25 protein-coding genes, 1 pseudogene and 1 riboswitch are annotated in these 24,356 nt (G+C 60.1%); of the genes and pseudogenes, 11 read left to right on the plus strand and 15 right to left on the minus strand.

The features are described from left to right. Nucleotides 1–11 precede the first annotated feature (11 nt). The 3 genes from AC1RDQ_RS15210 to AC1RDQ_RS15220 form a co-directional block, all read right to left on the minus strand. Nucleotides 12–1,916, minus strand: a complete 1,905-nt coding sequence (locus tag AC1RDQ_RS15210; RefSeq protein WP_102670976.1) for a DUF1302 domain-containing protein — start codon at nucleotides 1,914–1,916, stop codon at nucleotides 12–14. 339 nt (nucleotides 1,917–2,255) lie between these two features. After that, nucleotides 2,256–3,938 carry a fatty acid--CoA ligase gene (locus AC1RDQ_RS15215; protein WP_340312915.1) on the minus strand — a complete coding sequence of 561 codons (1,683 nt, stop codon included), beginning with the start codon at nucleotides 3,936–3,938 and terminating at the stop codon, nucleotides 2,256–2,258. Between the two features lie 269 nt (nucleotides 3,939–4,207). Next, complete coding sequence (locus AC1RDQ_RS15220; RefSeq protein ID WP_057713341.1) at nucleotides 4,208–4,837, minus strand: LysE family translocator; 630 nt, start codon at nucleotides 4,835–4,837, stop codon at nucleotides 4,208–4,210. A 92-nt stretch (nucleotides 4,838–4,929) separates the two neighbouring features. On the opposite strand from AC1RDQ_RS15220, the gene AC1RDQ_RS15225 reads away from it, so the two are divergent. The 3 genes from AC1RDQ_RS15225 (at nucleotide 4,930) to AC1RDQ_RS15235 (ending at nucleotide 7,776) form a co-directional block, all read left to right on the plus strand. After that, complete coding sequence (locus AC1RDQ_RS15225; protein WP_492587631.1) at nucleotides 4,930–5,895, plus strand: 2-hydroxyacid dehydrogenase; 966 nt, start codon at nucleotides 4,930–4,932, stop codon at nucleotides 5,893–5,895. Between the two features lie 33 nt (nucleotides 5,896–5,928). Continuing rightward, nucleotides 5,929–6,927, plus strand: a complete 999-nt coding sequence (locus AC1RDQ_RS15230; RefSeq protein WP_008045980.1) for a methyltransferase — start codon at nucleotides 5,929–5,931, stop codon at nucleotides 6,925–6,927. 50 nt (nucleotides 6,928–6,977) lie between these two features. Continuing rightward, nucleotides 6,978–7,102: riboswitch (yybP-ykoY riboswitch) on the plus strand. Between the two features lie 89 nt (nucleotides 7,103–7,191). Then, nucleotides 7,192–7,776, plus strand: a complete 585-nt coding sequence (locus AC1RDQ_RS15235) for a TMEM165/GDT1 family protein (RefSeq protein ID WP_008016665.1) — start codon at nucleotides 7,192–7,194, stop codon at nucleotides 7,774–7,776. A 170-nt stretch (nucleotides 7,777–7,946) separates the two neighbouring features. Here AC1RDQ_RS15235 and AC1RDQ_RS15240 read toward each other — a convergent pair whose 3' ends face one another. Next, a complete protein-coding gene (locus tag AC1RDQ_RS15240; RefSeq protein WP_492587633.1) occupies nucleotides 7,947–8,765 on the minus strand; it encodes a M48 family metallopeptidase in 819 nt (272 codons plus the stop codon). Nucleotides 8,766–10,126: 1,361 nt separating this feature from the next. On the opposite strand from AC1RDQ_RS15240, the pseudogene AC1RDQ_RS15245 reads away from it, so the two are divergent. Next, nucleotides 10,127–10,324: pseudogene (locus AC1RDQ_RS15245) on the plus strand (HAMP domain-containing protein); the annotation flags it as partial. Between the two features lie 111 nt (nucleotides 10,325–10,435). After that, complete coding sequence (locus tag AC1RDQ_RS15250) at nucleotides 10,436–11,179, plus strand: methyl-accepting chemotaxis protein (protein WP_371918691.1); 744 nt, start codon at nucleotides 10,436–10,438, stop codon at nucleotides 11,177–11,179. A 111-nt stretch (nucleotides 11,180–11,290) separates the two neighbouring features. On the opposite strand, the gene AC1RDQ_RS15255 is transcribed toward AC1RDQ_RS15250, so the two are convergent. The 3 genes from AC1RDQ_RS15255 to AC1RDQ_RS15265 are packed head-to-tail and all read right to left on the minus strand — an operon-like array spanning nucleotide 11,291 to nucleotide 12,402. Beyond that, nucleotides 11,291–11,914: an SOS response-associated peptidase gene (locus AC1RDQ_RS15255; RefSeq protein WP_046041890.1), complete on the minus strand. Its 624-nt coding sequence runs from the start codon at nucleotides 11,912–11,914 to the stop codon at nucleotides 11,291–11,293. A gap of 35 nt (nucleotides 11,915–11,949) precedes the next feature. Next, on the minus strand, nucleotides 11,950–12,210 hold the full coding sequence (locus AC1RDQ_RS15260) for a putative signal transducing protein (protein WP_489339207.1): 261 nt from the start codon (nucleotides 12,208–12,210) through the stop codon (nucleotides 11,950–11,952). A gap of 9 nt (nucleotides 12,211–12,219) precedes the next feature. Next, nucleotides 12,220–12,402: a CPXCG motif-containing cysteine-rich protein gene (locus tag AC1RDQ_RS15265; protein WP_102671697.1), complete on the minus strand. Its 183-nt coding sequence runs from the start codon at nucleotides 12,400–12,402 to the stop codon at nucleotides 12,220–12,222. A 139-nt stretch (nucleotides 12,403–12,541) separates the two neighbouring features. Between AC1RDQ_RS15265 and AC1RDQ_RS15270 the strand changes: the two genes are divergently transcribed. Next, nucleotides 12,542–13,708, plus strand: coding sequence for a 1-acyl-sn-glycerol-3-phosphate acyltransferase (locus AC1RDQ_RS15270; protein ID WP_057713335.1), 1,167 nt, complete (start codon nucleotides 12,542–12,544; stop codon nucleotides 13,706–13,708). Between the two features lie 173 nt (nucleotides 13,709–13,881). On the opposite strand, the gene AC1RDQ_RS15275 is transcribed toward AC1RDQ_RS15270, so the two are convergent. Next, nucleotides 13,882–14,160 carry a hypothetical protein gene (locus AC1RDQ_RS15275; RefSeq protein WP_102671699.1) on the minus strand — a complete coding sequence of 93 codons (279 nt, stop codon included), beginning with the start codon at nucleotides 14,158–14,160 and terminating at the stop codon, nucleotides 13,882–13,884. A 190-nt stretch (nucleotides 14,161–14,350) separates the two neighbouring features. On the opposite strand from AC1RDQ_RS15275, the gene AC1RDQ_RS15280 reads away from it, so the two are divergent. After that, a complete protein-coding gene (locus AC1RDQ_RS15280; protein ID WP_033052291.1) occupies nucleotides 14,351–14,557 on the plus strand; it encodes a hypothetical protein in 207 nt (68 codons plus the stop codon). Between the two features lie 124 nt (nucleotides 14,558–14,681). On the opposite strand, the gene AC1RDQ_RS15285 is transcribed toward AC1RDQ_RS15280, so the two are convergent. Then, nucleotides 14,682–15,266, minus strand: a complete 585-nt coding sequence (locus tag AC1RDQ_RS15285; RefSeq protein WP_057713333.1) for a YajG family lipoprotein — start codon at nucleotides 15,264–15,266, stop codon at nucleotides 14,682–14,684. Nucleotides 15,267–15,470: 204 nt separating this feature from the next. Here AC1RDQ_RS15285 and AC1RDQ_RS15290 point away from each other — a divergent pair, with 204 nt between their 5' ends. Both AC1RDQ_RS15290 and mqo read left to right on the plus strand, forming a co-directional pair. Continuing rightward, complete coding sequence (locus tag AC1RDQ_RS15290) at nucleotides 15,471–15,710, plus strand: hypothetical protein (RefSeq protein WP_057713332.1); 240 nt, start codon at nucleotides 15,471–15,473, stop codon at nucleotides 15,708–15,710. Nucleotides 15,711–16,449: 739 nt separating this feature from the next. Further along, nucleotides 16,450–17,958 carry a malate dehydrogenase (quinone) gene (mqo, locus tag AC1RDQ_RS15295; protein ID WP_154860509.1) on the plus strand — a complete coding sequence of 503 codons (1,509 nt, stop codon included), beginning with the start codon at nucleotides 16,450–16,452 and terminating at the stop codon, nucleotides 17,956–17,958. Between the two features lie 66 nt (nucleotides 17,959–18,024). Here the strand turns inward: mqo and AC1RDQ_RS15300 are convergent, their stop codons facing one another. The 4 genes from AC1RDQ_RS15300 to AC1RDQ_RS15315 all read right to left on the minus strand — a co-directional run bounded on the left by AC1RDQ_RS15300 (nucleotide 18,025) and on the right by AC1RDQ_RS15315 (nucleotide 20,066). After that, nucleotides 18,025–18,312, minus strand: coding sequence for a PA4642 family protein (locus AC1RDQ_RS15300; RefSeq protein WP_015096805.1), 288 nt, complete (start codon nucleotides 18,310–18,312; stop codon nucleotides 18,025–18,027). Between the two features lie 63 nt (nucleotides 18,313–18,375). Then, nucleotides 18,376–18,861 carry a hypothetical protein gene (locus AC1RDQ_RS15305; RefSeq protein ID WP_492587635.1) on the minus strand — a complete coding sequence of 162 codons (486 nt, stop codon included), beginning with the start codon at nucleotides 18,859–18,861 and terminating at the stop codon, nucleotides 18,376–18,378. 170 nt (nucleotides 18,862–19,031) lie between these two features. Continuing rightward, nucleotides 19,032–19,505 carry a WbuC family cupin fold metalloprotein gene (locus AC1RDQ_RS15310; protein WP_492587637.1) on the minus strand — a complete coding sequence of 158 codons (474 nt, stop codon included), beginning with the start codon at nucleotides 19,503–19,505 and terminating at the stop codon, nucleotides 19,032–19,034. A gap of 3 nt (nucleotides 19,506–19,508) precedes the next feature. Continuing rightward, nucleotides 19,509–20,066 (minus strand): hypoxanthine-guanine phosphoribosyltransferase, encoded by a 558-nt coding sequence (locus AC1RDQ_RS15315; protein WP_008045996.1) that lies wholly within the window; start codon nucleotides 20,064–20,066, stop codon nucleotides 19,509–19,511. Between the two features lie 166 nt (nucleotides 20,067–20,232). Between AC1RDQ_RS15315 and upp the strand changes: the two genes are divergently transcribed. Together upp and AC1RDQ_RS15325 are read left to right on the plus strand one after the other, a co-directional pair. Then, nucleotides 20,233–20,871, plus strand: coding sequence for a uracil phosphoribosyltransferase (upp, locus tag AC1RDQ_RS15320; protein ID WP_053159679.1), 639 nt, complete (start codon nucleotides 20,233–20,235; stop codon nucleotides 20,869–20,871). A 2-nt stretch (nucleotides 20,872–20,873) separates the two neighbouring features. Next, a complete protein-coding gene (locus tag AC1RDQ_RS15325) occupies nucleotides 20,874–22,148 on the plus strand; it encodes a uracil-xanthine permease family protein (RefSeq protein WP_057713328.1) in 1,275 nt (424 codons plus the stop codon). A gap of 178 nt (nucleotides 22,149–22,326) precedes the next feature. On the opposite strand, the gene hemH is transcribed toward AC1RDQ_RS15325, so the two are convergent. Both hemH and AC1RDQ_RS15335 read right to left on the minus strand, forming a co-directional pair. Next, nucleotides 22,327–23,349 carry a ferrochelatase gene (gene hemH / locus AC1RDQ_RS15330; protein WP_492587639.1) on the minus strand — a complete coding sequence of 341 codons (1,023 nt, stop codon included), beginning with the start codon at nucleotides 23,347–23,349 and terminating at the stop codon, nucleotides 22,327–22,329. 13 nt (nucleotides 23,350–23,362) lie between these two features. Then, a complete protein-coding gene (locus AC1RDQ_RS15335; RefSeq protein WP_090457644.1) occupies nucleotides 23,363–24,265 on the minus strand; it encodes a TIGR01777 family oxidoreductase in 903 nt (300 codons plus the stop codon). Nucleotides 24,266–24,356 lie beyond the last annotated feature (91 nt).

Below are 24,356 nucleotides of genomic sequence, written 5' to 3' on the forward strand. Positions count from 1 at the left end.
AAATTCAGTGCTTAGAAGTTCACGCCGAGGCTGAGCGCAACGAAGTCGCGGTCATCCACGGTGGTGTACTTGCCGTCGAAGAAGTTGGTGTAGGCCAGGCTCGCGGTGTAGGTGTTCTGGTACTCGGCGTCGACACCCAGGCTCACCGCCTTGCGGCCTTCCTCGAAGTTGCCGCCAGGCCCAGGGGAGTAGCCTTCCACGTCATGAGACCAGGCTACGTTTGGCTTGAGGTTCACACCGGCAAACACGTCGTTGTATTCCCAGATGGCACGACCGCGGTAGCCCCATGAAGTCGCGGTGGTGAAGCCTTCGTCGGTGCAGTTGCGGCTGCGGTTGTTGGTCGGCGTACCCGGGCCGGCACCGCTGATGGTGCTGTTGTTGAGTGTCACGCAGGTATTGAGCGCGCCAGAGGCTGGCAATTCACCCGGACCGTAGACCGGATCGCGGCCATAACGAACGTCGGAAGTGCTTTCCAGGCCGCCAACGTGGGTCACGCCCACTTCGCCCACCAGGGTCAGACGGCTGGCGCCCATGACCTGATCGAAGAAGTGCGTCAGGGTGGTCTGGAACTGGGTGACTTCCTTGCGACGATACCCGTGCAGGTCCTGACCCGGCACGCCGGTAAGCAGCGATGCATTGGTCAACGGGTTGTTCGGGTTGTTATTGCCTATAGGACGGACACCGGAGAACAGGATGTCGGTGGAGTTGAGCTGCACCGGAGCGTTCGGACGGTAGCTGATCTCACCGCTCCACGCCGTACCGGTAGGCAGGGTGGTGGAGAAGCTCAGGCCGTAGAGGCGGATGTCTTCCGGGTATTCGATGAAGTACTGCGAATTACCCGCCACCAGCAATGGCGCCAGTGCGGCGAACGGGCCGCCCTGGAGGGCCGCTGCAGTGTTGTAGACCGACTGCGGCGCACCGGTAGCGCTGAAGATCGGCGCACGGCTGTGGTAATTCATGAAGTAGGCGCCGAACTCGGTGTCCAGCGGATCGAACATGTACTTGAGGGACGCGCCCCACTGGCCGCTGTCGCGGGCATCGCGATCGGGGCCACGACGCACCAGAACACCCTCATTGTTGACGTCGACGCCGTTGGCGGCCAAAGGCCCCAGGGCAATGGCCGGAATTTGCGAGCGCTTGGCCAGTACGCGCAGGTTGTCGTCGCAGCCGTCGGCAACGATGTCTGGCTGGGAGAAGAACGTGCCGCAGTTGTCGACAACGGTCTGGTCCCATTCAATTTGGTAGAACGCTTCGGCCGAGAGGTTTTCGGTCAGGCTCTGGGACACATAGAACATGTTGACCGGGATCAGGCCTTCCTTGATCTCGGCACCCGGACGGCGGAACGCGGACACGTCGATCGGGTTGATCGAGTTGATGCCACCACCGATGAAGGTACTTTCACCCCAACTCACGACCTGCTTGCCCAGACGCACGGAGCCTGGCTGATCGGCAATGGAGTAGTTGTGGTAGACGAAGGCGTCGAGGATCTGGCCGCCGGCAGACTTGGCGCCTTCCTTGCGGTTGTCGTCGCTGATGTCCTTGAACGGACGGCTTTCGTCCTTCAGTTCAAAGTCGTACCAGTATTTGCCACGGACGAAAACACCGGTATCGCCGTATTTCAGTTCAAGGTCATGGATGCCCTTGAAGATCTTCGAGAAAGTTTCCCCGCTCTTGAAGTTCAGGTGACCGTCATCAGAAGTCTGGGACAGACCCTTGCCGCCGTTGTTGACACCGATGAGGTTCTTGTTGGCACTTTCGGTAGACCAACTGGCACCGATCGACAGGGATGAGTCGAACTGACCTTCGATTTCACCGACGTTGAAACTGACGCCGAATGCTGGCCCGGCGAGCGTAGAGGCAAGACTGACAGCCAGGGGCAGTTTCGCCCGGCGCCAGAACTGGTTTGCTGATGTCATCGACGCTACTCCATGTGCATTTTATTTTTATGGCAAGAGCACTTCTAAAAACGCTGTGGATAACCGGGAGCCATGGCATCCCAAAGTCATTCCAAAGTTGCATCGCCCCGGTTCGTGCGGTTGCCCCGTTCTTAAAAATCCTTGAGTGGACTATAGCCAGCAGGTAGTAGCGCTTGATCCCTCTAAAGTGTGATTTGCAGCTGCCAGCCACTCTGGAACAGTCCTTTCGCCAGTCCGACACCCGTCGGCACGGCAAGGATGGCTGAAAATTTCGTTTTGACAAGCCAAGCGCTTGCTTGGTGGGGGCTGGCGTGCCCTTTCGAGCACGCCAGGTGACGCTTAAAGCGTCGAGAGGAAGGTGCTGTTGGTGGCTTGCCATTCGCTGATGTCGACACGAATGCGCTTCTTGTCGAGCTTGCCGACACTGGTCTTGGGAATTTCAGTAACAAGGGCGATCTGACTCGGAATCGCCCACTTGCTCAAGTGCCCCAGCTCCACAAACGGCTTGAGGTGTTCCTTGAGTTCCCGCGCCCCGATTGCATGCCCCTCACGGAGCACCAGCAGGGCAAACGGCCGCTCGCCCCACTGCGGATCGGGGATCCCCACCACTGCTACTTCACGTACCGCCGCATGACGACTGATCAGGTCTTCCAGGTCCAGGGAGGAGATCCACTCGCCACCGGTCTTGATCACGTCCTTGATCCGGTCACGAATGTCGATCACGCCCATGCTGTCCAGGGTCGCCACGTCACCGGTGTGCAGCCAGCCTCCGGCCCAGAGCTCGGCGCCCTTCTGCGGCTCATTGAAATACCCCTCGGTCAGCCACGGCGCGCGTAACACCAGTTCGCCCTGGGTCTCGCCATCGGCGGGCAGGAAGTTGCCCTCGGTGTCGACGATCGCCGCCTCCACCAGTGGCCCCGGCACGCCGGCCTTGATCCGGTAAGTGGTGCGTTCGTCTTCGGTACCCGCCATCAATTCGTCGTTGAGGTGCGCGCACGAAACCAGTGGCCCGGTTTCCGACATGCCGTAGGCGGCAGTCAGCTGAATGCCTTTGGCCTTGGCCGCCTCGTACAACGTGCGGTTCAGGGCGCTGCCGCCGATGACGATTTTCCAGCCGCCGAAGTCGACGGTCTGCGCGGCCTTGGCATTGAGGACCATCTGCAAAATGGTCGGTACGCAATGAGAGAACGTGACCTTTTCCTTGCGCCACAACTCCACCAGGTACTCCGGGTCATAGCGGCCGGGATACACCTGCTTGAGCCCGAGCATGGTCGCCACATACGGCAAGCCCCAGGCGTGCACGTGGAACATCGGGGTGATCGGCATGTACACGTCGTTGGTGCCCAGCAGGCGCACGCTATCGATCGCACCCATGATGGTCGACACGCCCATGGTGTGCAGCACCAGTTGCCGATGGGTGAAGTACACGCCTTTGGGGTTGCCGGTGGTGCCGGTGGTATAGAACGTGGTCGCGACCGAGTTTTCGTCGAAGTCCTCGAAGTCGTATTGCGGGCTCGCTGCGGCCAGCAGTTGTTCGTATTCGCCGACGAGATTCGGCAGGTCCGCAGTTTTTTCCGGCAGGTCAGTCAACAGCAGGGTTTTGCCGACCGTGGTCAGCTGCCCCTCGATGGCCTTGTAGAGACCGACGAACTCGCTGTTGACCAGCACAAAGCGGTCCTCGGCGTGGTTCATGGTGTAAAGGATCTGTTCCGGCGACAGGCGCACGTTGATGGTGTGGATCACCGCACCGATCATCGGGATGGCGAACATGCATTCCAGGTAACGATGGCTGTCCCAGTCCATCACACCCACGGCATCCCCGGGCTTGACTCCGGCCGCTGTCAGCACGTTGGCCAGGCGAGCTACCCGTTCGATCAGGGTCGGGTAGCTATAGCGCAACTTGTCGCGGTAGATGATCTCGCGGGTTTTCTCATAACGGGCACCGGACATCAGCAGCCGTTTGATCAACAGCGGGTACTGGTAAGCGCCTTCGGCCGGGGGGATAACGCGAGTCTTCAACATAATAATCCCTTTAATCTGACTGCACGGTCGTGACTGAAAGTACGCACTGTAGTGCCCTTGAACGTCAGCCAAATCAGCCAAAGGAATGATTTGCAGAACCCCATGAATGATAGCGTTGCGCCATCATTTGCGAGGTTTGATCATCTGTAGGAGCAGCCGGTCGACGCTCGATTGCTCGCGATGAACCCGGGATTACCGCGGGGGGCCAGATATCAAGCGTTATCGTTGACGCGCATCGCGAGCGAGCTCCTACAGGGATAGATATCTGATCAGTGCATCTCGGTAAAAGCGAGCTTCACGCCAATCGCGATCAGCACCGCGCCCATGGTCCGGTCGAACCAGTGCCCCATGCGGGCGAAACCGGCGCGTACGCGCTGCTGGCTGAACAACATCGCCACCAGGCAGAACCAGGTCGCTGTCGCCACCGCCAGGTAAACCCCGTACCCGGCCTGCACGGCCAGCGGCGTGTGCGGGTTGATCACCACAGTGAACAGCGAGAGGAAGAACAGCGTGGCTTTCGGATTGAGACCGTTGGTGACGAAACCCGAAGTGAAGGCACCACGGGCGGTGCGCTCGCCGGCTTCCTTGTGCAGGTCGTCAGCCACAGACTTGGCCGGTTGCGCGCGCAGCGCCTTGTAACCGATGTACAGCAGGTAAGCGGCGGCGGCCCATTTCAAGGCATTGAACAGCACGATCGACTGGGACACGATCAGGCCGATACCCAACAGCGAGTAACCCACGTGCAGGAAAATCGCCGTGCCCACGCCCAGCGCAGTCCAGGTGCCCGCGCGACGACCGTGGGTAACACTCTCGCGCACCACCACGGCAAAGTCCGGGCCAGGGCTGGCCACGGCCAGCAGGTGAATCAGGGCAACGGTCAAGAACTCTGTCCAGTACATTGGGGGCTCCTTCAGGCCAAGCGTAACTATTTATTTCATCTGGTAGGCTCGGCAGATTACGCCTTCAGTTCATTGCACAAAAGGTACAGTTGATGACGAACACTCGCCGCGCCGTATTCCTCGACCACCCGTCCCTGGACCTCGGCGACCTTGACCTAGACCCCTTGCGCAGCTGCTTCAGCGATTTGCAACTGTTCGCCCAGACCTTGCCCGATCAAGTCATCGAACACCTCAAGGGTGCGACCGTCGCCATCAGCAACAAGATCCTGATCGATGCCGCCGCCATGGCCGCCAGCCCTGATCTCAAGCTGATCCTGATCACCGCCACCGGCACCAACAATGTCGACCTCGCCGCCGCCCGCGCCCACGGGATTACCGTGTGCAACTGCCAGGGCTACGGCACACCGTCGGTGGCGCAGCACACGATCATGCTGCTGCTCAACCTGGCCACGCGCCTGGCCGATTATCAAAAAGCCGTCGGCGAAGGCCGCTGGCAGCAAGCCAAACAATTCTGTTTGCTGGATTACCCGATTGTCGAACTCGAAGGCAAAACCCTTGGTCTTTTGGGCCATGGCGAATTGGGCGGCGCGGTCGCACGGCTGGCTGAAGCCTTCGGTATGCGCGTTGTGCTGGGGCAAATTCCAGGGCGCCCTGCACGGCCGGACCGCCTGCCACTGGATGAACTGCTACCGCAAGTCGATGCCCTGACCCTGCACTGCCCGCTCAACGAACACACCCGCCACTTCATCGGCGCCCGCGAACTGGCCGCGATGAAACCCGGCGCGTTCGTGGTCAACACCGCCCGCGGAGGCCTGATCGACGAACAGGCGCTGGCCAACGCCTTGCGCAACGGGCATCTGGGCGGCGCCGCCACTGACGTGCTGAGCGTCGAGCCTCCCGTCAACGGCAATCCGCTGCTGGCCCATGACATCCCGCGCCTGATCGTCACCCCGCACAACGCCTGGGGCAGCCGCGAAGCGCGCCAGCGAATCGTTAGCCAGGTGACCGAAAACGCACTGGGATACTTCAGCGGTAAGGCGCAGAGGGTCGTCAGTTGATAAACTGCGGCACTTTTTTTCACAGGAGCAGTTATGGATCCGCGCAGTGAAGTACTGCTTCGTCAGGCCGAGTTATTCCAGGGTTCGGTGTTGTTGGCCGGCTTGCCCGCCGACGACTTGCTGGGCCGTCTGCCCGAAGCTCATGGCTGGTGCTGGCACGCCGGCGATCAGGCCGCGCTGGACGCCCGCTTCGCCGAGCGCAGCCATTTTGGTGTGAATGCTCCCGAGCGCGAGTTCGATACAGCGGTGGTGTTCCTGCCCAAGGCCAAGGACCTGACCGACTACATTCTCAACGCCCTCGCCTCGCGGCTGGCTGGCCGCGAGCTGTACCTGGTCGGCGAGAAAAAAAGCGGCATCGAAGGTGCCGCCAAACAACTCAACCCGTTCGGCAAGCCACGCAAACTCGACAGCGCGCGCCACTGCCAGCTCTGGCTGGTCACCGTGGCCAACGCGCCTGAAGCCAAACCGCTGGAAAGCCTGGCGCAGACCTATGAACTGCCGCTGGCCGAAGGCCCGTTGAAGGTCATCAGCCTGCCGGGGGTGTTCAGCCATGGTCGCCTAGATCGCGGCAGCGCGCTGCTGCTGGAACATCTGGACAAACTGCCCAGCGGTCACTTGCTCGATTTCGGTTGCGGCGCAGGGGTCTTGGGCGCGGCAGTGAAACGTCGTTACCCGCACAACCAGGTCACGTTGCTGGATGTGGATGCCTTTGCCGCTGCCAGCAGTCGCCTGACCCTGGCGGCCAATGGTCTGGAAGCCGAGGTGATTACCGGTGACGGCATCGATGCCGCCCCGATGGGTTTGAGTGCGATTCTGAGCAATCCGCCGTTCCATGTCGGCGTGCACACCGACTATTTCGCAACGGAGAACTTGCTGCGAAAAGCGGCCAAACATCTGAAAAACGGTGGCGAACTTCGCCTGGTAGCGAATAGCTTCCTGAAGTATCAACCGTTGATCGAAGAGCATCTTGGTGTATGCGCGATCAAGGCCGAAGGACAGGGCTTCCGGATCTACAGAGCCAAGCGCGGATAGAACTTCTTTGAAAAAGAAGGCTTGCCGAATGGGCTTTGCAAAGGCAGAATCCGCTCCGTCCTAGGGGAGTAGTCTCCCACGAGCGCCACGCTCGTCCGGCATGCGTCAACATACTTGGTCCTCAGACCATGGCGCATGCGACCCAAGCATCCACATCAGATGGATCGCAGGGTTTGACAAGACCTATGACACGAACACCTTACCCGGGGCGGGGAGGCTGTACGTGTCATAGCCGTGTCGACCCGCCCCTTAGGAAAACCCCTGATGCTGGATTCACTACTCGTACCTACCGCAATCGTTGCCTTGGCCGAAATCGGCGACAAGACGCAACTGCTCGCGCTCATTCTCGCTGCCCGTTTCCGCAAGCCCTGGCCGATCATCGCCGGTATCGTCGCCGCGACCCTGGCCAACCATGCGGCCGCCGGTGCAGTGGGCGCCTGGGTCGGCAGTTTCTTCTCCGATACGATGTTGCACTGGATCCTCGCCGCGAGCTTCGCCGCCACGGCGCTGTGGACCCTGGTCCCGGACAAGATGGATGACGACGAAGCCAGCACCGCCCGCAAGTTCGGGCCGTTCCTGACCACGCTGATCGCGTTCTTCCTGGCGGAAATCGGCGACAAGACGCAGATCGCGACCGTGATGCTGGCTGCGCAATATCCAGAATTGTGGCTGGTGATCATCGGCACCACCCTCGGCATGCTGATTGCCAACGTGCCCGTGGTATTGGCCGGTAACTTTGCCGCGGACAAATTGCCGTTGACCCTGATCCGTCGACTGGCGGCGTCGGCGTTCTTCATCCTGGCGATTGTCGCGGTGTACAAGGCGATGCAGAGCAGCGGGTGGGTTTGACCCGGGTACTGAGATCAATCTGTGGCGAGGGGGCTTGCCCCCGTTCGGCTGCGCAGCAGTCGTAAATCCTGCAACCGCGGTGTAACTGTTGAATTGCGGCTGCAGGTAATGGGGCCGCTTCGCAGCCCAACGGGGGCGAGCCCCCTCGCCACATTTTCAGCATCTGATAGTCAAGACTTCTTGGCCTGCTCATACAAAGGCATGACCTTCGGAATCGCCGCCTGCAACGCCGCAATACGACTCGACGACGCCGGGTGAGTGCTCATGAACTCCGGTGGCGAACCTTCCGAGACCTTGCTCATCTTGTTCCACAGGGTGATCGCGGCATTCGGGTTGTAACCGGCGCGGGCGGCCAGTTCCAGGCCGATCAGGTCCGCCTCGTTTTCATTGGCACGGCTGTTGGGCAAGGTCATGCCGTAGTTGGCCACGGTATCGGCCAAGGCCAGGCTGTCCTGCCCCAACCCGAGCAAGGTACCCGCGCCCTGCTTCGCCATTTCGATGCCGTAAGCCTTGGACATCGCTTCACGACCGTGCTCACGCAGGGCGTGGGCGATTTCATGGCCCATGATCGCGGCGATTTCATCGTCGGTCAGTTGCAGTTTGTCGATCAACCCGGTGTAGAAAATGATCTTGCCGCCAGGGCCGCAGTTGGCGTTGAGCTCATCGCTCTTGATCAGGTTGACTTCCCACTTCCACTGGGCCGCGTCCGGACGGAAGTTCGGCGCCTGGGCAATCAGCCGGTCGGCAATCGCCTGAACCCGCTGGGCTTCATTGCTGGTCTTGTCCAGCACACCCTTGCTGGACGCTTCGCCCACTGTTTTCTGATAGGACTGGGCGTACATCTGGTCGACCTGTTGCGAGGACAACATGCTGAACATGTACTGCTTGCGCTCAATGCCTACAGCGCCGCCTTTGGTGGTATTGACCGACTGGCAGCCGGCGAGCAGCAACGCTGCGCTCAGTGCACTGACAACCAAAATCTTGTTCATCAAAAAACCCCCTGAAAACATGCCGCGTATCCTAGGCGTGGAAATGTATCGACGCCAGATACAATGGACGTAAGACGCACAATTCGGACAAAGCTCTCATCGCCGTAGAAAAAAATTCACATACGGCGACAACCCGCAGCCCATCACGCCGCTCATTGATTCAATTACGACATCCGGCACGCCAAAACGGTCCTTTCAACTGCCCGCGCTCATGCCCGCCCGTCACCCTGCCGATACACCTGGGCAGACGTCCTTTCGCGTGCGGAGCCCCCATGAAATTCAAGTCGATCCAGTTTTCCGTGGCGGCCCTTGCCGGCGCCATTGTCCTTAGTGTCGTGGCAGCGCTGGTTGTGTACGCACTGCTCTCCGGCGCCCGGACGCAAGACATGGTCCAGGAGCGGACCCAGGCCCAATTCGAGCAAGTCATCGAACAACGCCTGACGTCACTGGCGCAAACCCAGGTCAGCCAGATCCAGCGCGAACTCGAAGCACCGCTGCTGATTGCCGGCGGACTGGTGCGGGTCAACGCCCTGATCGGCACACCGGGTACCGATGGCCAGCCTTCACTGAGCCTTAGCCGCGAGCAACTGATCGGCCTGATCAAGGAAAACGTGGTCAAGAACCCGAAAATCCTCGGCACCTACATCGGCTGGGAAAAAGACGCATTGGATCACAACGATGCGGCCTACGTCGGCACCCAGGTGGTCGGCATCGACGCCAGCAACGGGCGCTTCCTGCCCTGGTGGTTCCGCAACGACGACGGCACCCTGGGTCTGGACAAACTGGTGGACGTCGACGACCAGAAAACCCTGTCCACCGGCGTGCGCGCCAGCGAGTACTACCTGTGCTCGAAAGAAACCAAAAAATCCTGCGTGATCGACCCGGCGCCTTATAAGGTGGGCGACAAAATCGTCATGCTCGCCTCCTTTATTGAGCCAATCATGCTCAACGGTGCCTTCCAGGGCATCGTCGGCGCCGACCTGTCGGTGAACTTCATCCAGGAAATGCTCCTGGGCGCCAACCAGAAGCTTTACAGCGGCGCCGGGGAAATGGCCCTGATCGGCGGCAATGGCCGGATCGTTGCCTACACCAAGGATCCGAGCAAATTCGGCGAGAAGGTCAGCGACATCCTCGACAGCAAACAGATCGCCAACATGGCCAATCTCAAGCGCGGCGAAGTCACCTATACCGTCGACAAGGCCCAGGGCCGGATCGAGTTGTACCTGCCGTTCGGCATCGGCCAGACCGACGCCCGCTGGACCCTGATGCTGCAGTTGCCGCTGAATGCGGTCATGGCCGACCTGCAAAAGCTCCAGGCCGACCTGGACGCGCAGCGCAAATCCGACACCTTCGGCATGGCGATGGTTGGCCTGGTGATTGCCGGTATCGGCTTGCTGGTGATCTGGCTGGTGGGCCACGGCATCGCCCGCCCGCTCAAGCAGATGGTGGCCATGCTCGACGATATCGCCCAGGGCGAAGGCGACCTGACCCGACGCCTGACCAGCGATCGCGCCGATGAACTGGGCTCGATCGCCAAAGGCTTCAACACTTTCCTGGCCAAGTTGCAGGCGATGATCACCCAAGTGGTGACTTCGGTGCAGAGCGTCAGCGATTCGTCGGAACACACCGCCGACATCGCCATCCGCACCAACACCGGTGTGCACAAGCAAATGGCCGAGATTGATCAAGTGGCCACCGCCGTACAGGAAATGACCGCCACCGCCCAGGACGTCGCGCGCAATGCGACCCAGGCCGCACAGGCTGCCAGCCATGCCGATCAGGCCGCCAGCCAGGGCATGCAGATCGTGCGCGACACCTCGAACTCCATTGGTGCTCTCGCCGTGGAGATCGGCCGGGCCGTCGGCGTGGTGCAAACCTTGGCCAAGGACAGCGAAAACATCAACGCCATCCTCACCGCCATTCGCGGGATCGCCGAGCAGACCAACCTGCTGGCCCTTAACGCAGCCATCGAAGCCGCCCGTGCCGGTGAGCAGGGCCGAGGTTTTGCCGTGGTGGCCGACGAGGTGCGTAACCTGGCGCAGAAGACGCAAAAGGCCACCGAAGAAATCCAGACCATGATCCAGCAACTGCAGCAGGGCACGCGGGATGTGGTGCGAGTCATGGAGGACAGCCAGAACCGCACGGACGAAAGCGTACTGCACGCTTCGAAGGCCGCCGAAGCACTGGAAACCATTACTCAGGCAGTGTCGGTGATCAACGACATGAACACCCAGATTGCCAGCGCGGCCGAGGAGCAAAGTGCGGTGGCGGACGACATCAACCGCAACGTGATCAACATCGGCCAGGTGGCCAATGAAGTGGCTGGTGGGGCGGATGAGTCGAGTGCGGCCAGTGCGGACTTGACCAAACTGGCTGAGCAGCAGCGGCGGTTGATCAATCAGTTCCGGGTCTGATCCGAAGCCCCCATCGCGAGCAAGCTCGCTCCCACAGGGAATTTGTGACGCCACAGATCCAATGTGGGAGCGAGCTTGCTCGCGATAGGGCCGGTTCAGCCACCCAATAACTCAACCCGGAGTAAGGCACTCCGGCCCATTGAGCTTCGGATCATTCACCATATTGGCCAGCACCCGTTCGCGCAATGCCGCAGGTTCACTGGCCAGCAATGCTTGCAAAGCATGCAGCGGCGTCTCGGGATCCAACCACGCGGCCTGCCCCGCCTCATCAAGAATCAACGGCCGCCGCTGGCTCGCCGCCGGCTGGGTAATCACGGCGGTACTCAGCCACACCTGCTCCTGCACCGGATACGCCTCCCAGATCGCCGCAAAAAATAATGACGAGCCCTCCCCTGGTGTCAGCCAATACGGGCGCTTGCGCGTCGTGCCGCGCCATTCGTAGAAACCATTGGCCGGCAACAGGCAGCGGCGCTCACGCAAGGCCTGGCGAAACATTGGCTGTTCGGCAACGGTTTCGGCGCGGGCGTGGGCCGGGGTGCGGGACAGATCGGTCAGCCAGGGTGGCGTCAGGCCCCAGCGGGCACGGGCCAGCGTGCGCTGGCCGTCTGGCTCGGCCCGTAGCATCAACACCGAATCATTGGGGGAAATGTTCCACTGCGCCTGCTGGTCGGCGGGAAAACCGGGCAGCGCCGCGAAGGCGGGGTTCCAGCGAAACAGGGCATAACGTCCACACATGGGGCAGCACGACTCTTGATCAAACGAACGCCAGCCTAACAGACCAGCGTGCCGGGGAAGCTGTCCGGTTCATCGCCGGACAGCGGCAGCGCGGCATTGTACGCGGTGATCAACTCGCGGGCGTATTCGGCCTGGTCGTTATCCACTGCCAAACCCAGCAAACCGAAAATCGGTAACTCACCGGTGGCTCCCACCAGATCGCGTCCCACCAGATGCGCCTCGATGCCCTCGCTGGCGAGCATGCCTTGCAGCAACTCGCCTTCCATCAGGTTTTCCAGGTCGTAGATGCGCTGCATACACGCTCCTCACTCGTTTTCGCTGAACACTTCGAGATGCCATTCCTCTTCATGAACCTGCAACACGAAGGTTATCGGCCGACAGCACACCTGGCAGTCTTCAATATAGGTCTGATCGCCACCGGACAAATCCAGCGTCGTCTCGACTTCCTCACCACAATACGGACATTCATACAGCGCAGTTTCCAGCATCGCGGTCTCCCAAGTGACTTGTGCGTATAATCGCCGGTCTATTTGCAGGGCTATTTTTGTCTGGCTACTTTTTCAGACCGTACCCCGCCGGTTTTCGATCAAAACCTTTACTTACCCTAGCCGTTTCTAACAAGAGAGCATGATGGGCGAATTCGATGCCATCCGACCTTACGACGACAGCGAAGTCCCAGCGGTGCTGGACCGACTGCTCGGCGACAAGGCGTTTCTAGATATCCTCACCCACTTCCGCTTCCCGCGTTTCGCCGGCGCTTTAGGCTGGGCACTCAAACCTCTTATAGCCCATCGGCTGCGCCGTGAGTTTGCCGGCATTACCTCAGTGGCCACGCTGCAGGACAAAGTCGAGGTTTACGTCGACCACACCATTGAACGTGCCACCGACGGTGTCACCTATACCGGGGTGGAGCAATTCAAGTCCGGCAGCGCCTATCTGTTCATCGCCAACCACCGCGACATCGTGATGGACCCGGCCTTCGTCAACTATGCCGTGTACCACGCAGGCCTGCCGACGCCACGCATCGCCATTGGCGATAACCTGCTGCAAAAGCCTTTCGTCAGCGACCTGATGCGCCTGAACAAGAGCTTCATCGTGCACCGCTCGATCAGCGGACGTCGGGAAAAAATGGCGGCTTATCAGCTGTTGTCGGCGTACATCAATCATTCGATCCGCAACGATTGCGCCTCGATCTGGATCGCCCAGGCCGAAGGACGAGCCAAGGACGGTGACGACCGTACCGAATCGGCAATCCTCAAGATGTTCCACATGAGCCGCAAGGACGAGCCGTTCGGCGAAGTCATTCAGTCGCTGAACCTGACCCCGGTGTCGATCAGCTACGAGTACGACCCGTGCGATCAGGCCAAGGCCCGCGAGCTTTACATCCGCGCCACCACCGGCAGCTACACCAAGGTGCCGGGCGAGGATGACGTGAGCATCGCCAAGGGCATCACCGGCTACAAGGGCCGGGTGCATGTGAACTTTGCCGCGCCGATCACCGAACTGTTCGAAGACACCAAGCAATTGGCGGTCGAGATGGACCGGCAAATCCTCAGCGGATACCGCTTGTTCCCCGTGCACTACCTGGCTTACGCGCAGTGGAAGGACACCGATCCGCAGTTGCAGGTGCCGAAAGCCGCCGAAGTGTTCCCGGCCGAGGAACTGGCCAAGGCCCAGGAAGAATGGCAACGCCGCCTGGACGCCTGCCCTGAAGAGCATCGTCCATTCCTGGTGCTGCAATATGCGACACCGGTGCGCAATCAGTACCGGGTGAAGGCAGGGTTGCCGCTGTAAGCGGTATCGGCCTGACGGCGCTTTTTGTGGCGAGGGGGCTTGCCCCCGTTGGGCTGCGAAGCGGCCCTAAAACCCAAGAAGGTTTTCCCTCTGACACAGCGTCCCTGTCGAGGTGACGACGGCTTCGCCGCCGAACGGGGGCAAGCCCCCTCGCCACAGGGTTTACTTCAGCCTCAGACCTGCGTACTGATCCACGACACCAGCAGTGCCATCCCCATGCAGGCAAAGCCGAAGATGTAGAAAAACCGGTTCTTGCGCAAGGTCGCCCAGTCCAGCGTGGGCTCAACGTTGGGGCTGCTCTGGCGCTGCGCCTGCAAACTGGCCATCGCGCGCAGTTCGCGACGACGGGTGGCGTGCAGCAACCAGCCGCCGGGGAAGGCAAAGAACAAGGCCAGCAGATTGATCAATTTGGCGGGATGGGCGGTAAACAGCGTCATCAAGTGCAGCGACATCACAAACCTCAAGTAACACAGGTGGCAGGTGCCGGACCGGCGACCGCGGCGCGGATTCTACCGAAAGCCTGCGCGCCTGCCCTCTGTTTCCGACAAGTAACGAAGCTTTTGATCAATGGTTGTCCTGAGTCACGGCTTCGTCATCTGTATCGGCGAACATGCGCGCCTCGAAACCGACACGGATCACGTCATGCTCCACGCCGAAAACCAGGATCGTCTTTACCTCATCACCCCCAGCGAAGAACAACAAGCCCTCGTCGGCAGCCTCGCCTTCAACGTTCAGGACCGCCACTGGCTGGTGTATTGCGCACTCGGCGGCCACCAGCATGCGGATTTGCCGGAGGCGGATTTACTGACGGGCGTGAGCGTGCTGGATTTTTACTCGCAAGCCGCGTGATTCCCTTGCCCTCTGTAGGAGCGAGCTTGCTCGCGATGGACTTGAGGACGCCGCGGGGTATCAGATTCCCCGCGTAATCGTTAACGACCATCGCGAGCAGGCTCGCTCCTGCAGTGGGCTCGCATTACTCGCCGAGAACCTGCCCCACAGTCGGGTCCTTGAACAGGCGGGTCAACGCATCACTGAGCACATCGCTGACCAGCTTGGTGTTGGTTTCCTGGTTCGGCGCCATACCGAAGCGCTGGTCCAGGGAAGCACCATAACGACCGCTGTAGCGACGGTTGGCGTTCTGCACATCCGAGCGGAAGGTCGCGCCGATGGTCGCTTCGGTCACGTACATGCCTTCTTTAGGCGACTGATACTTCAGCTCGGCCAGGGTCACGGTGATTTGCGGTGCGTTCGCCGCATTGGCGGTCGGAGTGAAACCCAACAGGCGCACGGCAGCTTCGGCCTGAGCCTGCAGTTTCGGCAGGATCTGCGCGCCTTGGACGGTAATCGCGCTGGTCTCCGGGTACAGACCACCACGGGTGCCGAGGGTTGGCGACGGACGTCCGTCCACCACACGCACCACAACAGGCTGACCGTGGCCGACGGGCGCCAGTTGAGCCGTCAACTTGGGTTCCGGGCTCAGTTGTTGCGGGCTGTGGGCGCAGCCAACCAGGGTCAAACTGGTCACAGTGATCAAACCGAACAACAGGCGTTGCAACATGCTCTTCTCTCCAGAATCAGGCACAAACAGGCCGGCAGTATAGCGGTGCGCCACTGCGGGTAACCAGCACCTCACAGTGTTTGATGAAATCTCTGACAAGCCCCTGGCAACGCGGTTCCTGTCATGCAGATGTCACCCCCCATACACTTGCACGTAATGGCCTGCAGGCAATCTTCTCGGCAGACACCCAAACGGTATATCGCCATGCGCCATCTGATCTCTCTGTTCGCGCCACGCCCACTGCATCGCTGCTTCGCCCTGCTCGACCGCAACGGCCGTTGCCAGGCCTTCAAACAGTGCAGCCTCCAGCCCATGGGCGATGGCTGGGTTGAAATCGAAGAGATCCGCTTGAACTGGCTGAATCAGCCGCTGCCTGCCGGTGCCCGCGTCGTTTCGCAGCAGCACCGGCCACGCTCGCGTGCACAGCAAATGATGACGACCTGACCAAACACCTAATAAAAGTCATTAAACACGACCATTTCCCTGCGTTTCTTAGATACAATCTCCCCCCGATTATAAGGACGTCTCCTGATCGGGCCTCGCAGCATCGTCAATGCGCTTGTATTGACACCCCCGCACCGCCCACAGAGAGCCGCCCACACAGATCGAGTGAAGCTGGCGCGCTTGCTGTTTTGTTGAGCAAAACCTCCACTTTTCGCGAATCTGCAGAGCTGTCATTACGCTCGGTCACTGAGCTGTTTGCCCGTTTTGCCTGCCCTGTATCCCATGGCGGCAATCCATCCGGGCACGGTGCCAGGCTGGGACAGCCCTTTTTGAGGTTCACGTCTTCAAAAGAGCGTGAAAAAAACGGGTTTTCACAACTTCACAAGAGTGTGGCGAGCAAATGAATAGTTTTGCGTCTGAACATGCACCATTAGCGTCTACAACAGCCCAACGACACAGGACCGAGTATTTCTCGAACACCGGAGCCTGAAGCCTGTCCGCTACGGATTTGGTTGCACAAACGGATGTATCGACCATAAGTCGAATTGCCTCCCGCGCGCTGAAATGAGTTCATATGGCTCATTAGGCCTGGCAGGTAGCGTCCGTCGAAGTTGCGATAAATTGCGAAGATTCGGACATGGCGATCCTGCCATGGGTACCTGGGGCAACACTGACACGCCCCGTCACTCCTGGCAGCCATGCCGACAATTTGGTGCTGCAGATTTTGGAGACGCGTTAAATGGCGCATAACGAAGCAGTCGACGTAGTACTGGTTGGGGCCGGCATCATGAGTGCCACCCTTGCAGTACTGCTCAAAGAGCTCGACCCCGCGATCAAGCTGGAAGTCGTCGAGCTGATGGATTCCGGTGCCGCGGAGAGTTCCAACCCGTGGAACAACGCCGGTACCGGTCACGCCGGGCTGTGTGAGCTCAACTACACGCCGCAGGCCGCCGATGGCGCCGTCGACATCAAGAAAGCCGTGCACATCAACACCCAGTTCGAGGTGTCGAAGCAATTCTGGTCGTATCTGACCAAAAAAGGCACGTTCGGCTCGTGCAAATCGTTTATCAGCCCGGTGCCACACCTGAGTTTCGTGCAGGGCGACAGCGGCGTGTCCTTCCTCAAGGAACGCTTCAAGGTGCTGAGCAAGCACCACGCATTCGCCGACATGGAGTACACCGAAGACAAGGCCAAAATGGCCGAGTGGATGCCGCTGATGATGCCTGGTCGCGATCCTGGCGAAACCCTCGCCGCGACCCGCGTGATCAATGGCACCGACGTCAACTTCGGCGCCCTGACCAACCAGTTGCTCAAGCACCTGACCAGCGCACCCGATGCCCAGGTCAAGTACTGCAAGCGCGTGACCGGCCTCAAGCGCAGCAACGGCGGCTGGACTGTCAGCATCAAGGACGTCAACAGCGGCAACACCCGTGAAGTCGACGCCAAGTTCGTTTTCCTCGGCGCGGGCGGTGCGGCATTGCCGCTGCTGCAGGCCTCGGGCATCGAAGAGAGCAAAGGCTTCGGCGGCTTCCCGATCAGCGGCCAATGGCTGCGTTGCGACAACCCGGAAGTGGTCAAGCACCACCAGGCCAAGGTCTACAGCCAGGCTGCCGTGGGTTCGCCACCAATGTCCGTGCCGCACTTGGACACCCGCGTCGTTGAAGGCAAGAAATCCCTGCTGTTCGGACCGTACGCCGGCTTCACCACCAAGTTCCTCAAGCACGGTTCCTTCATGGACCTGCCGATGTCGGTTCGCGCCGGCAACATCGGGCCGATGCTGTCCGTGGCAAAAAACAACATGGACCTGACCAAGTACCTGGTCAGCGAAGTGATGCAGTCGATGGAGCAGCGCCTGGAGTCCCTGCGTCGCTTCTACCCTGAGGCGAAAGCTGAAGACTGGCGCCTGGAAGTGGCCGGTCAACGGGTGCAGATCATCAAGAAAGACCCGAAGAAAGGCGGCATCCTGCAATTCGGTACCGAACTGGTCGCGGCCAAGGACGGTTCCCTGGCGGCACTGCTCGGCGCTTCGCCAGGTGCCTCGGTGACCGTTTCGATCATGCTTGAGCTGATCGAAAAATGCTTCCCGGGCAAAGCCAAGGGCGAATGGGCCACCAAACTGGCCGAAATTTTCCCGGCCCGGGAAAAGGTCCTGGAAACCGACGCTGCGCTGTATCGCAAGATCAACACGCAGAACAACGTTGCCCTGGAACTGGTTGAAGCCAGCAGCGAGACCGAAAGCTACGCTTGATTCGGCCTTACAAAAAACGCCCCGTTCTCACTGAGAGCGGGGCGTTTTTTTATGGCTGAAATTTACTCAGCCGCGAGCTTTTTCGATCAGTTCAATGTAGTCCGGCGCGTTGCGCTGATCCTTGATCAGGGCGACGAAGTCATTGCCGTGCTCATCCTTGCCATTCACGTCGTAACCCGCTTCGACGAAGAACGTCAGAAAACGCTCGAAATCGTCGATGCGCAGGCCACGGTAGGCCTTGACCAGTTTGTGCAGGGACGGAGAAGTCGCGTCGACCGGTTCGAAATCGAGGAACAACTTGATCTGCTCATCGCCGATCTCGTCACCAATCACTTGTTTTTTATCTTTACGCATTGCCGACTCCAGCTCGCAGACATTTCACGGGGCGGGCAGTTTACCCCTGCGCGAGCTCAAGGCTCAACGCGCACGAGTGCTGCCGGTGTGCAGATCGGCCCAGACATGGCCATTGGCGTAGCTGAGAAACTGGCAATACACCGTGTCGTTGCGCAACAAGTCGATCACCACCCGGTATTGAGCGAGCGGGTAATAGAGGGTCAGGGTTTTGCTCTTATCGTCGTAGACCGGCTTCTTCAGGCTTTTGCTTTCACCATCGAAGTTGACCAGCACCTGACTGATGGTGGCGCCCTTGCTCAGGGATTTGCCCTTGAGCCGAATCATCAGCGGCGAAGTGACCGGAATCGGCTGTTGATTGGATTGACGCTGAGCGCCGACCACCACCGAATAATCGGTGACCTGCATCAGTTGCTGCTGCTCGGGATCGGCATCGCGCAGCGTGAGATCGTCCGGCGGCAGGAATTGGCTGTGCATGAGCGCCGGCGCGGCGACCAGTGGCAGGCTGAGGGTCAGCAACAGGGCGGCGCAACTGCGGATCAAAGGGCTCATGACAGGTTCCGGAATCGGGGCCGAACACTCTAGCATGAGCAAACGGACGTGGTTCAAATGCACAGAAGCCACTGTGGGAGCGAGCTTGCTCGCGATGACGTCGGCACATCCAGCATCAATGTGTCAGTGACATCGCCATCGCGAGCAAGCTCGCTCCCACAGGGTACCGATCAGTCGAACTGCGCGCGCATCCAGGCCTGATACTCGGCAACACCCGGCTCGCCTTCGCGTGGCGCCCAATGCGCCAGTTCACCCTCACCGACCGGGCGGTAAGGACCGGCCTTGCATTCGAACATCAGGCTGTCGGCCTCCAGCACCACCAAACCGTGGAACACACCGGTTGGCAGGTCCACGCCAACACAGTCCCCACCGGCCTGCAGCACGGTCTTGCTCAACACCGCACCGGCCTCGTCAAAGATCAACACACCCAGCCGCCCCTTGAGGACCAACAGGGTTTCGGCCTTGTTGTCGCCCAAATGCCGATGAGGCGGGATATACGTGAACGGCTGCAGCCCCACCGCCATGCGATGACAGGCGTCTTCCATCTGATGGAAATTGTGGTGCTGGCGCCCACGAGGATTGGCCGCGGCTTTCCCGGCCAGTTCGGCGAACAAGGTCTGATCCAGAAAGCGAGGCGTATCCATGTCTTACATTCCTTTAACGGCGAAAATCCCGTTGGCGTTACGCCAGTAACCCTTGTAGTCCATGCCATAACCGAAGATGTAGCGGTCAATGCACGGCAAACCGACGAAGTCGGCCTTGAGGTCCGGGCGGGCCTTGCGGTCGTGGTCTTTGTCGATCAGCACGGCGGTGTGCACTTTGCGGGCACCGGCGTGCTTGCAGAAGTCGATGATCGCGCCCAGGGTGTGACCTTCGTCGAGGATGTCGTCGATGATCAGTACGTCACGGTCGATGAAAGAAACTTCCGGCTTGGCTTTCCAGAACAGATCGCCGCCGCTGGTTTCGTTGCGATAACGGGTGGCGTGCAGGTAGGACGCTTCCAGCGGGAAGTGCAGATAGGTCAGCAGCTTGCCGGAGAAAATCAGCCCGCCGTTCATCACGCAGAACACCACTGGGTTGGAATCCGCCAGTTGATCGTTGATTTGTGCACCGACGCGGGCGATGGCCGCCTCGACTTCAGCTTCGGTGTACAGGCAGTCAGCCTCTCGCATGATTTGACGGATATGCTCGAGATCAGCAGACATGGTGCTCTCCAAAGGGGTGGCGGAATCAGGAAAAGCGGGCAAAGGTACGCATCAAGCGAGGCCAGATCAAGCGTTTGTGGACTAACGTACTGTATGTCTATAGGACAACACCCTCGGATAGATTAATCTAGGCCGGTTTTTTTGCCCGCCGCCGGAGCCTTTCCCCATGCCCATCCATGAGATCCGCCACCCGCTGATCCGTCATAAACTTGGCCTTATGCGCCGCGCAGACATCAGCACCAAGAATTTCCGTGAGCTCGCTCAGGAAGTCGGCGCGCTGCTGACCTATGAAGCCACCAAAGACCTGCCGCTGGAATCCTACGATATCGAAGGCTGGTGCGGCACAGTGTCGGTCGAGAAAATCGCCGGCAAGAAGATTACCGTCGTACCGATCCTGCGCGCCGGCATCGGCATGCTTGAGGGCGTGCTCAGCCTGATCCCGGGCGCCAAGGTCAGCGCCGTGGGCGTTGCCCGCAACGAAGAAACCCTGCAGGCCCACACCTATCTGGAAAAACTGGTTCCGGAAATCGACGAACGCCTGGCGATGATCATCGACCCGATGCTCGCCACCGGCAGCTCCATGGTTGCCACCATCGACCTGCTGAAAAAGGCCGGCTGCCGCGACATCCGCGCCATGGTGCTGGTTGCCGCCCCGGAAGGCATCGCCGCCGTAGAGAAAGCTCACCCGGACGTGATCATCTACACCGCTTCCATTGATCAAAAACTGAACGAACACGGCTACATCATCCCAGGGTTGGGCGATGCCGGTGACAAGATCTTCGGCACCAAGCAGAAGGACGCGTGACCATGCAGCAAGAGTTCAACGATCCGCTCTGGCGCACGGTACTGTCGGGTGCACAGATGCTGTTCGTGGCCTTCGGCGCCCTGGTGTTGATGCCGCTGATTACCGGTCTCGACCCGAACGTGGCGCTGTTCACGGCCGGCCTGGGAACGATCCTGTTCCAGATCGTCACCGGGCGTCAGGTGCCGGTGTTCCTGGCATCGAGCTTTGCCTTCATCACCCCGATCATTCTCGCCAAGGGCCAGTTCGGCCTGGCCGCGACCATGGGCGGCGTGATGGCGGCAGGTTTCGTCTACACCTTCCTCGGCCTCGCGGTAAAGATCAAAGGCACCGGTTTCATTGACCGCCTGCTGCCGCCAGTGGTGATCGGGCCGGTGATCATTTCGATCGGCCTGGCCATGGCGCCGATTGCCGCCAACATGGCCATGGGCAAGGCCGGTGACGGCAGTGAGTTGATTCATTACCAGACGGCAATGATGATTTCGATGCCCGCACTGCTGACCACACTGATCGTCGCGGTTTTCGGCAAGGGCATCTTTCGCCTGGTGCCGATCATCTCCGGCGTGCTGGTGGGTTTTGGCATGGCGTTCTACTTCGGTGTGGTCGACACCGCGAAGATTGCGGCGGCACCGTGGTTCGCCATCCCGCACTTCACCGCACCGGAATTCAATTGGCAGGCGATTCTGTTCATCGTTCCGGTGGCCCTGGCCCCGGCCATCGAACACATCGGCGGCGTGATTGCCGTGGGTAGCGTGACCGGTCGCGATTACCTGAAGAAGCCCGGCCTGCACCGCACCCTGCTCGGCGACGGCATCGCCACCACGGCGGCCGGCCTGTTCGGCGGCCCGCCCAACACCACCTACGCCGAAGTGACCGGCGCAGTCATGCTGACCAAGAACTACAACCCGAAAATCATGACCTGGGCGGCGATCTTCGCCATCAGCCTGGCGTTCATCGGTAAATTCGGCGCACTGCTGCAAAGCATTCCGGTGCCGGTGATGGGCGGGATTCTGTGCCTGTTGTTCGGTTCGATTGCGGCGGTGGGGATGAATACGCTGATCCGCCACAAGATCGATCTGGGCGAGGCGCGCAATCTGGTGATTGTTTCGGTGACCCTGGTATTCGGGATCGGCGGCGTGCTGATCGGCACCGGCACCGGGCCGGACGATTTCGGCCTCAAGGGTATCGCGCTGTGCGCGGTGGTGGCGATCGGTTTGAACCTGATCCTGCCGGGCAATGACAGCTGGAAGCACAAGAAGGCGAATGAGCCGCTGATCTAAAGCCTCAGGCAATACCTTGTGGCGAGGGGGCTTGCCCCCGTTCGGCTGCGAAGCAGTCGTAAATCCAGCGAGCGCGGTCTGTCAGTTGACTCGCGGTTGAAGGATTCAGGGCCGCTCCGCGACCCAACGGGGGCAAGCCCCCTCGCCACAACAGCCCGTCAACCCACAGTTTGTATGCCTACAATGCAATCGGTGCCCTTTCACACAAGGCCGCCAACGCCTTCGCCCAATGCGGGTCATCGTTGAGGCACGGCACCAGCACCAGGTCCTCTCCCCCTGCTGCGCGGAATTGCTCCTTGCCGCGATCACCGATCTCTTCCAGGGTCTCGATGCAATCGGCTACGAATGCCGGGCACATCACCAGAATCTTTTTCACGCCGCTTTTGGCCAACTCATCGAGGCGCGCTTCGGTGTAGGGTTCGATCCATTTGGCGCGCCCCAGCCGCGACTGAAACGACACCGACCACTTGCCCTCCGGCAATCCCATGCGCTTGGCAAACTCTGCCGCCGTACGCAGGCATTGGCCTCGATAACAGGTGGCGACCACCTCCGGCGGCGCACCGGCGCAGCAATCACCGCCACCCTCGAAGCTGTGACCGGGGTTGAGCTTCTTCAGATGCCGTTCCGGCAAGCCATGAAAGCTCATCAGCAAGTGATCGAAATCCTGCTGCAAATGCGGCCGGGTCGTGGCCACCAGCGCATCGAGGTATTCCGGTTGGTCGTAGAACGGCTGGAGCACCGACAACTGCACGTCGAGGTTTTTCTCGCGTACCACGCGCCGGGCCTCTTCTATGACCGTAGTCGTGGTGCTGTCGGCGAACTGTGGATAAAGCGGCGCCAGGGTGATTCGCTTGTGCCCCGCCGCGACCAGGCGCACCAGCGTCGATTCGATCGACGGCTCGCCGTAACGCATCGCCAGTTCGACCGGGCCGTGTTGCCACTGACTGGTCATCGCTTGTTGCAGCCGACGGCTGAGCACCACCAGCGGCGAGCCCTCGTCCCACCAGATCGAGGCATAAGCATGGGCCGACTGCTCGGGACGCTTGATCAGGATCAGCGACACCAGCAGCCGTCGAACCGGCCATGGCAGGTCGATCACGTACGGGTCCATCAGAAATTGATTGAGGTAACTGCGCACATCCGCCACCGAGGTGGAGGCAGGCGAACCCAGGTTGACCAGAAGCAACGCGTGATCGGTCATGCAACGTCCTATTTCAAAGGCGACTGGACAGATCGTCCAAAGCCGCGCGCAAATCCGTGAACTTAAAAGTGAAACCAGCCTGTAACAAACGCACTGGAGTCGCGCGCTGGCCGCCCAGCAACAACGAAGACAATTCGCCCAGGCCTACTTTCAAGGCAAGGGTCGGCATCGGCATGAACGCCGGGCGATGCAGCACGCTACCCAGTGTTTTGGCGAACTCGCGATTACGCACGGGTTCGGGCGCGCACGCATTATAGGGACCGCTGGCCTCGTTGCGATGCAGCAGAAAATCAATCAGGGCGATTTGATCGTCGATATGAATCCACGGCATCCACTGCCGGCCGTTGCCGATCGGCCCTCCCAGGCCCAGTTTGAACGGCAGTAACAGCCGCGACAAAAAGCCGCCCTCTGCCGACAGCACCAACCCGGTTCGAATAAGGATGACGCGAATACCCAGCACCTCAGCTCGCTGTGCGGTCTCTTCCCAGGCGATGCATAACTGACTGGCAAAATCATCGATGACCGGTGGCGACTCTTCGGTCAACTCACGTTCGCCACCATCGCCATACCAACCGATTGCAGAACCGGAGATCAGCACCTGCGGTTTCTGTGCGCGGCTTTCAAGCCAGGCCAGAAGGGTTTCGGTGAGCGTGATTCGGCTACTCCACAGCAGGGCTTTGCGTTTGTGCGTCCAGAGTCGGTCGGCGATCGGTGCCCCGGCAAGATTGATAATCGCATCGACAGGTTCTTGCCCCAGATCCTCCAGCCGTGCAACTCCACGCACTTGGGCACCACATATTTTCGCGACATTTTCAGGTTGGCGACTCCAGACCGTCAGGCGATATCCCTGACCCGACCAGTGCCGGCAAAGCTGACGTCCTATCAAACCAGTACCGCCGGTCAGCAATATGTGCATGACTTCTTCCTCGCGTGGCGTTTTACCTTGTCCATTAGTCTATTTTTATAAGCAGGGATCTTTGGTATCGAGCAGGCTCTATGTTTAACAA

The organism is Pseudomonas sp. GW823-FHT02E01, from assembly GCF_058797535.1.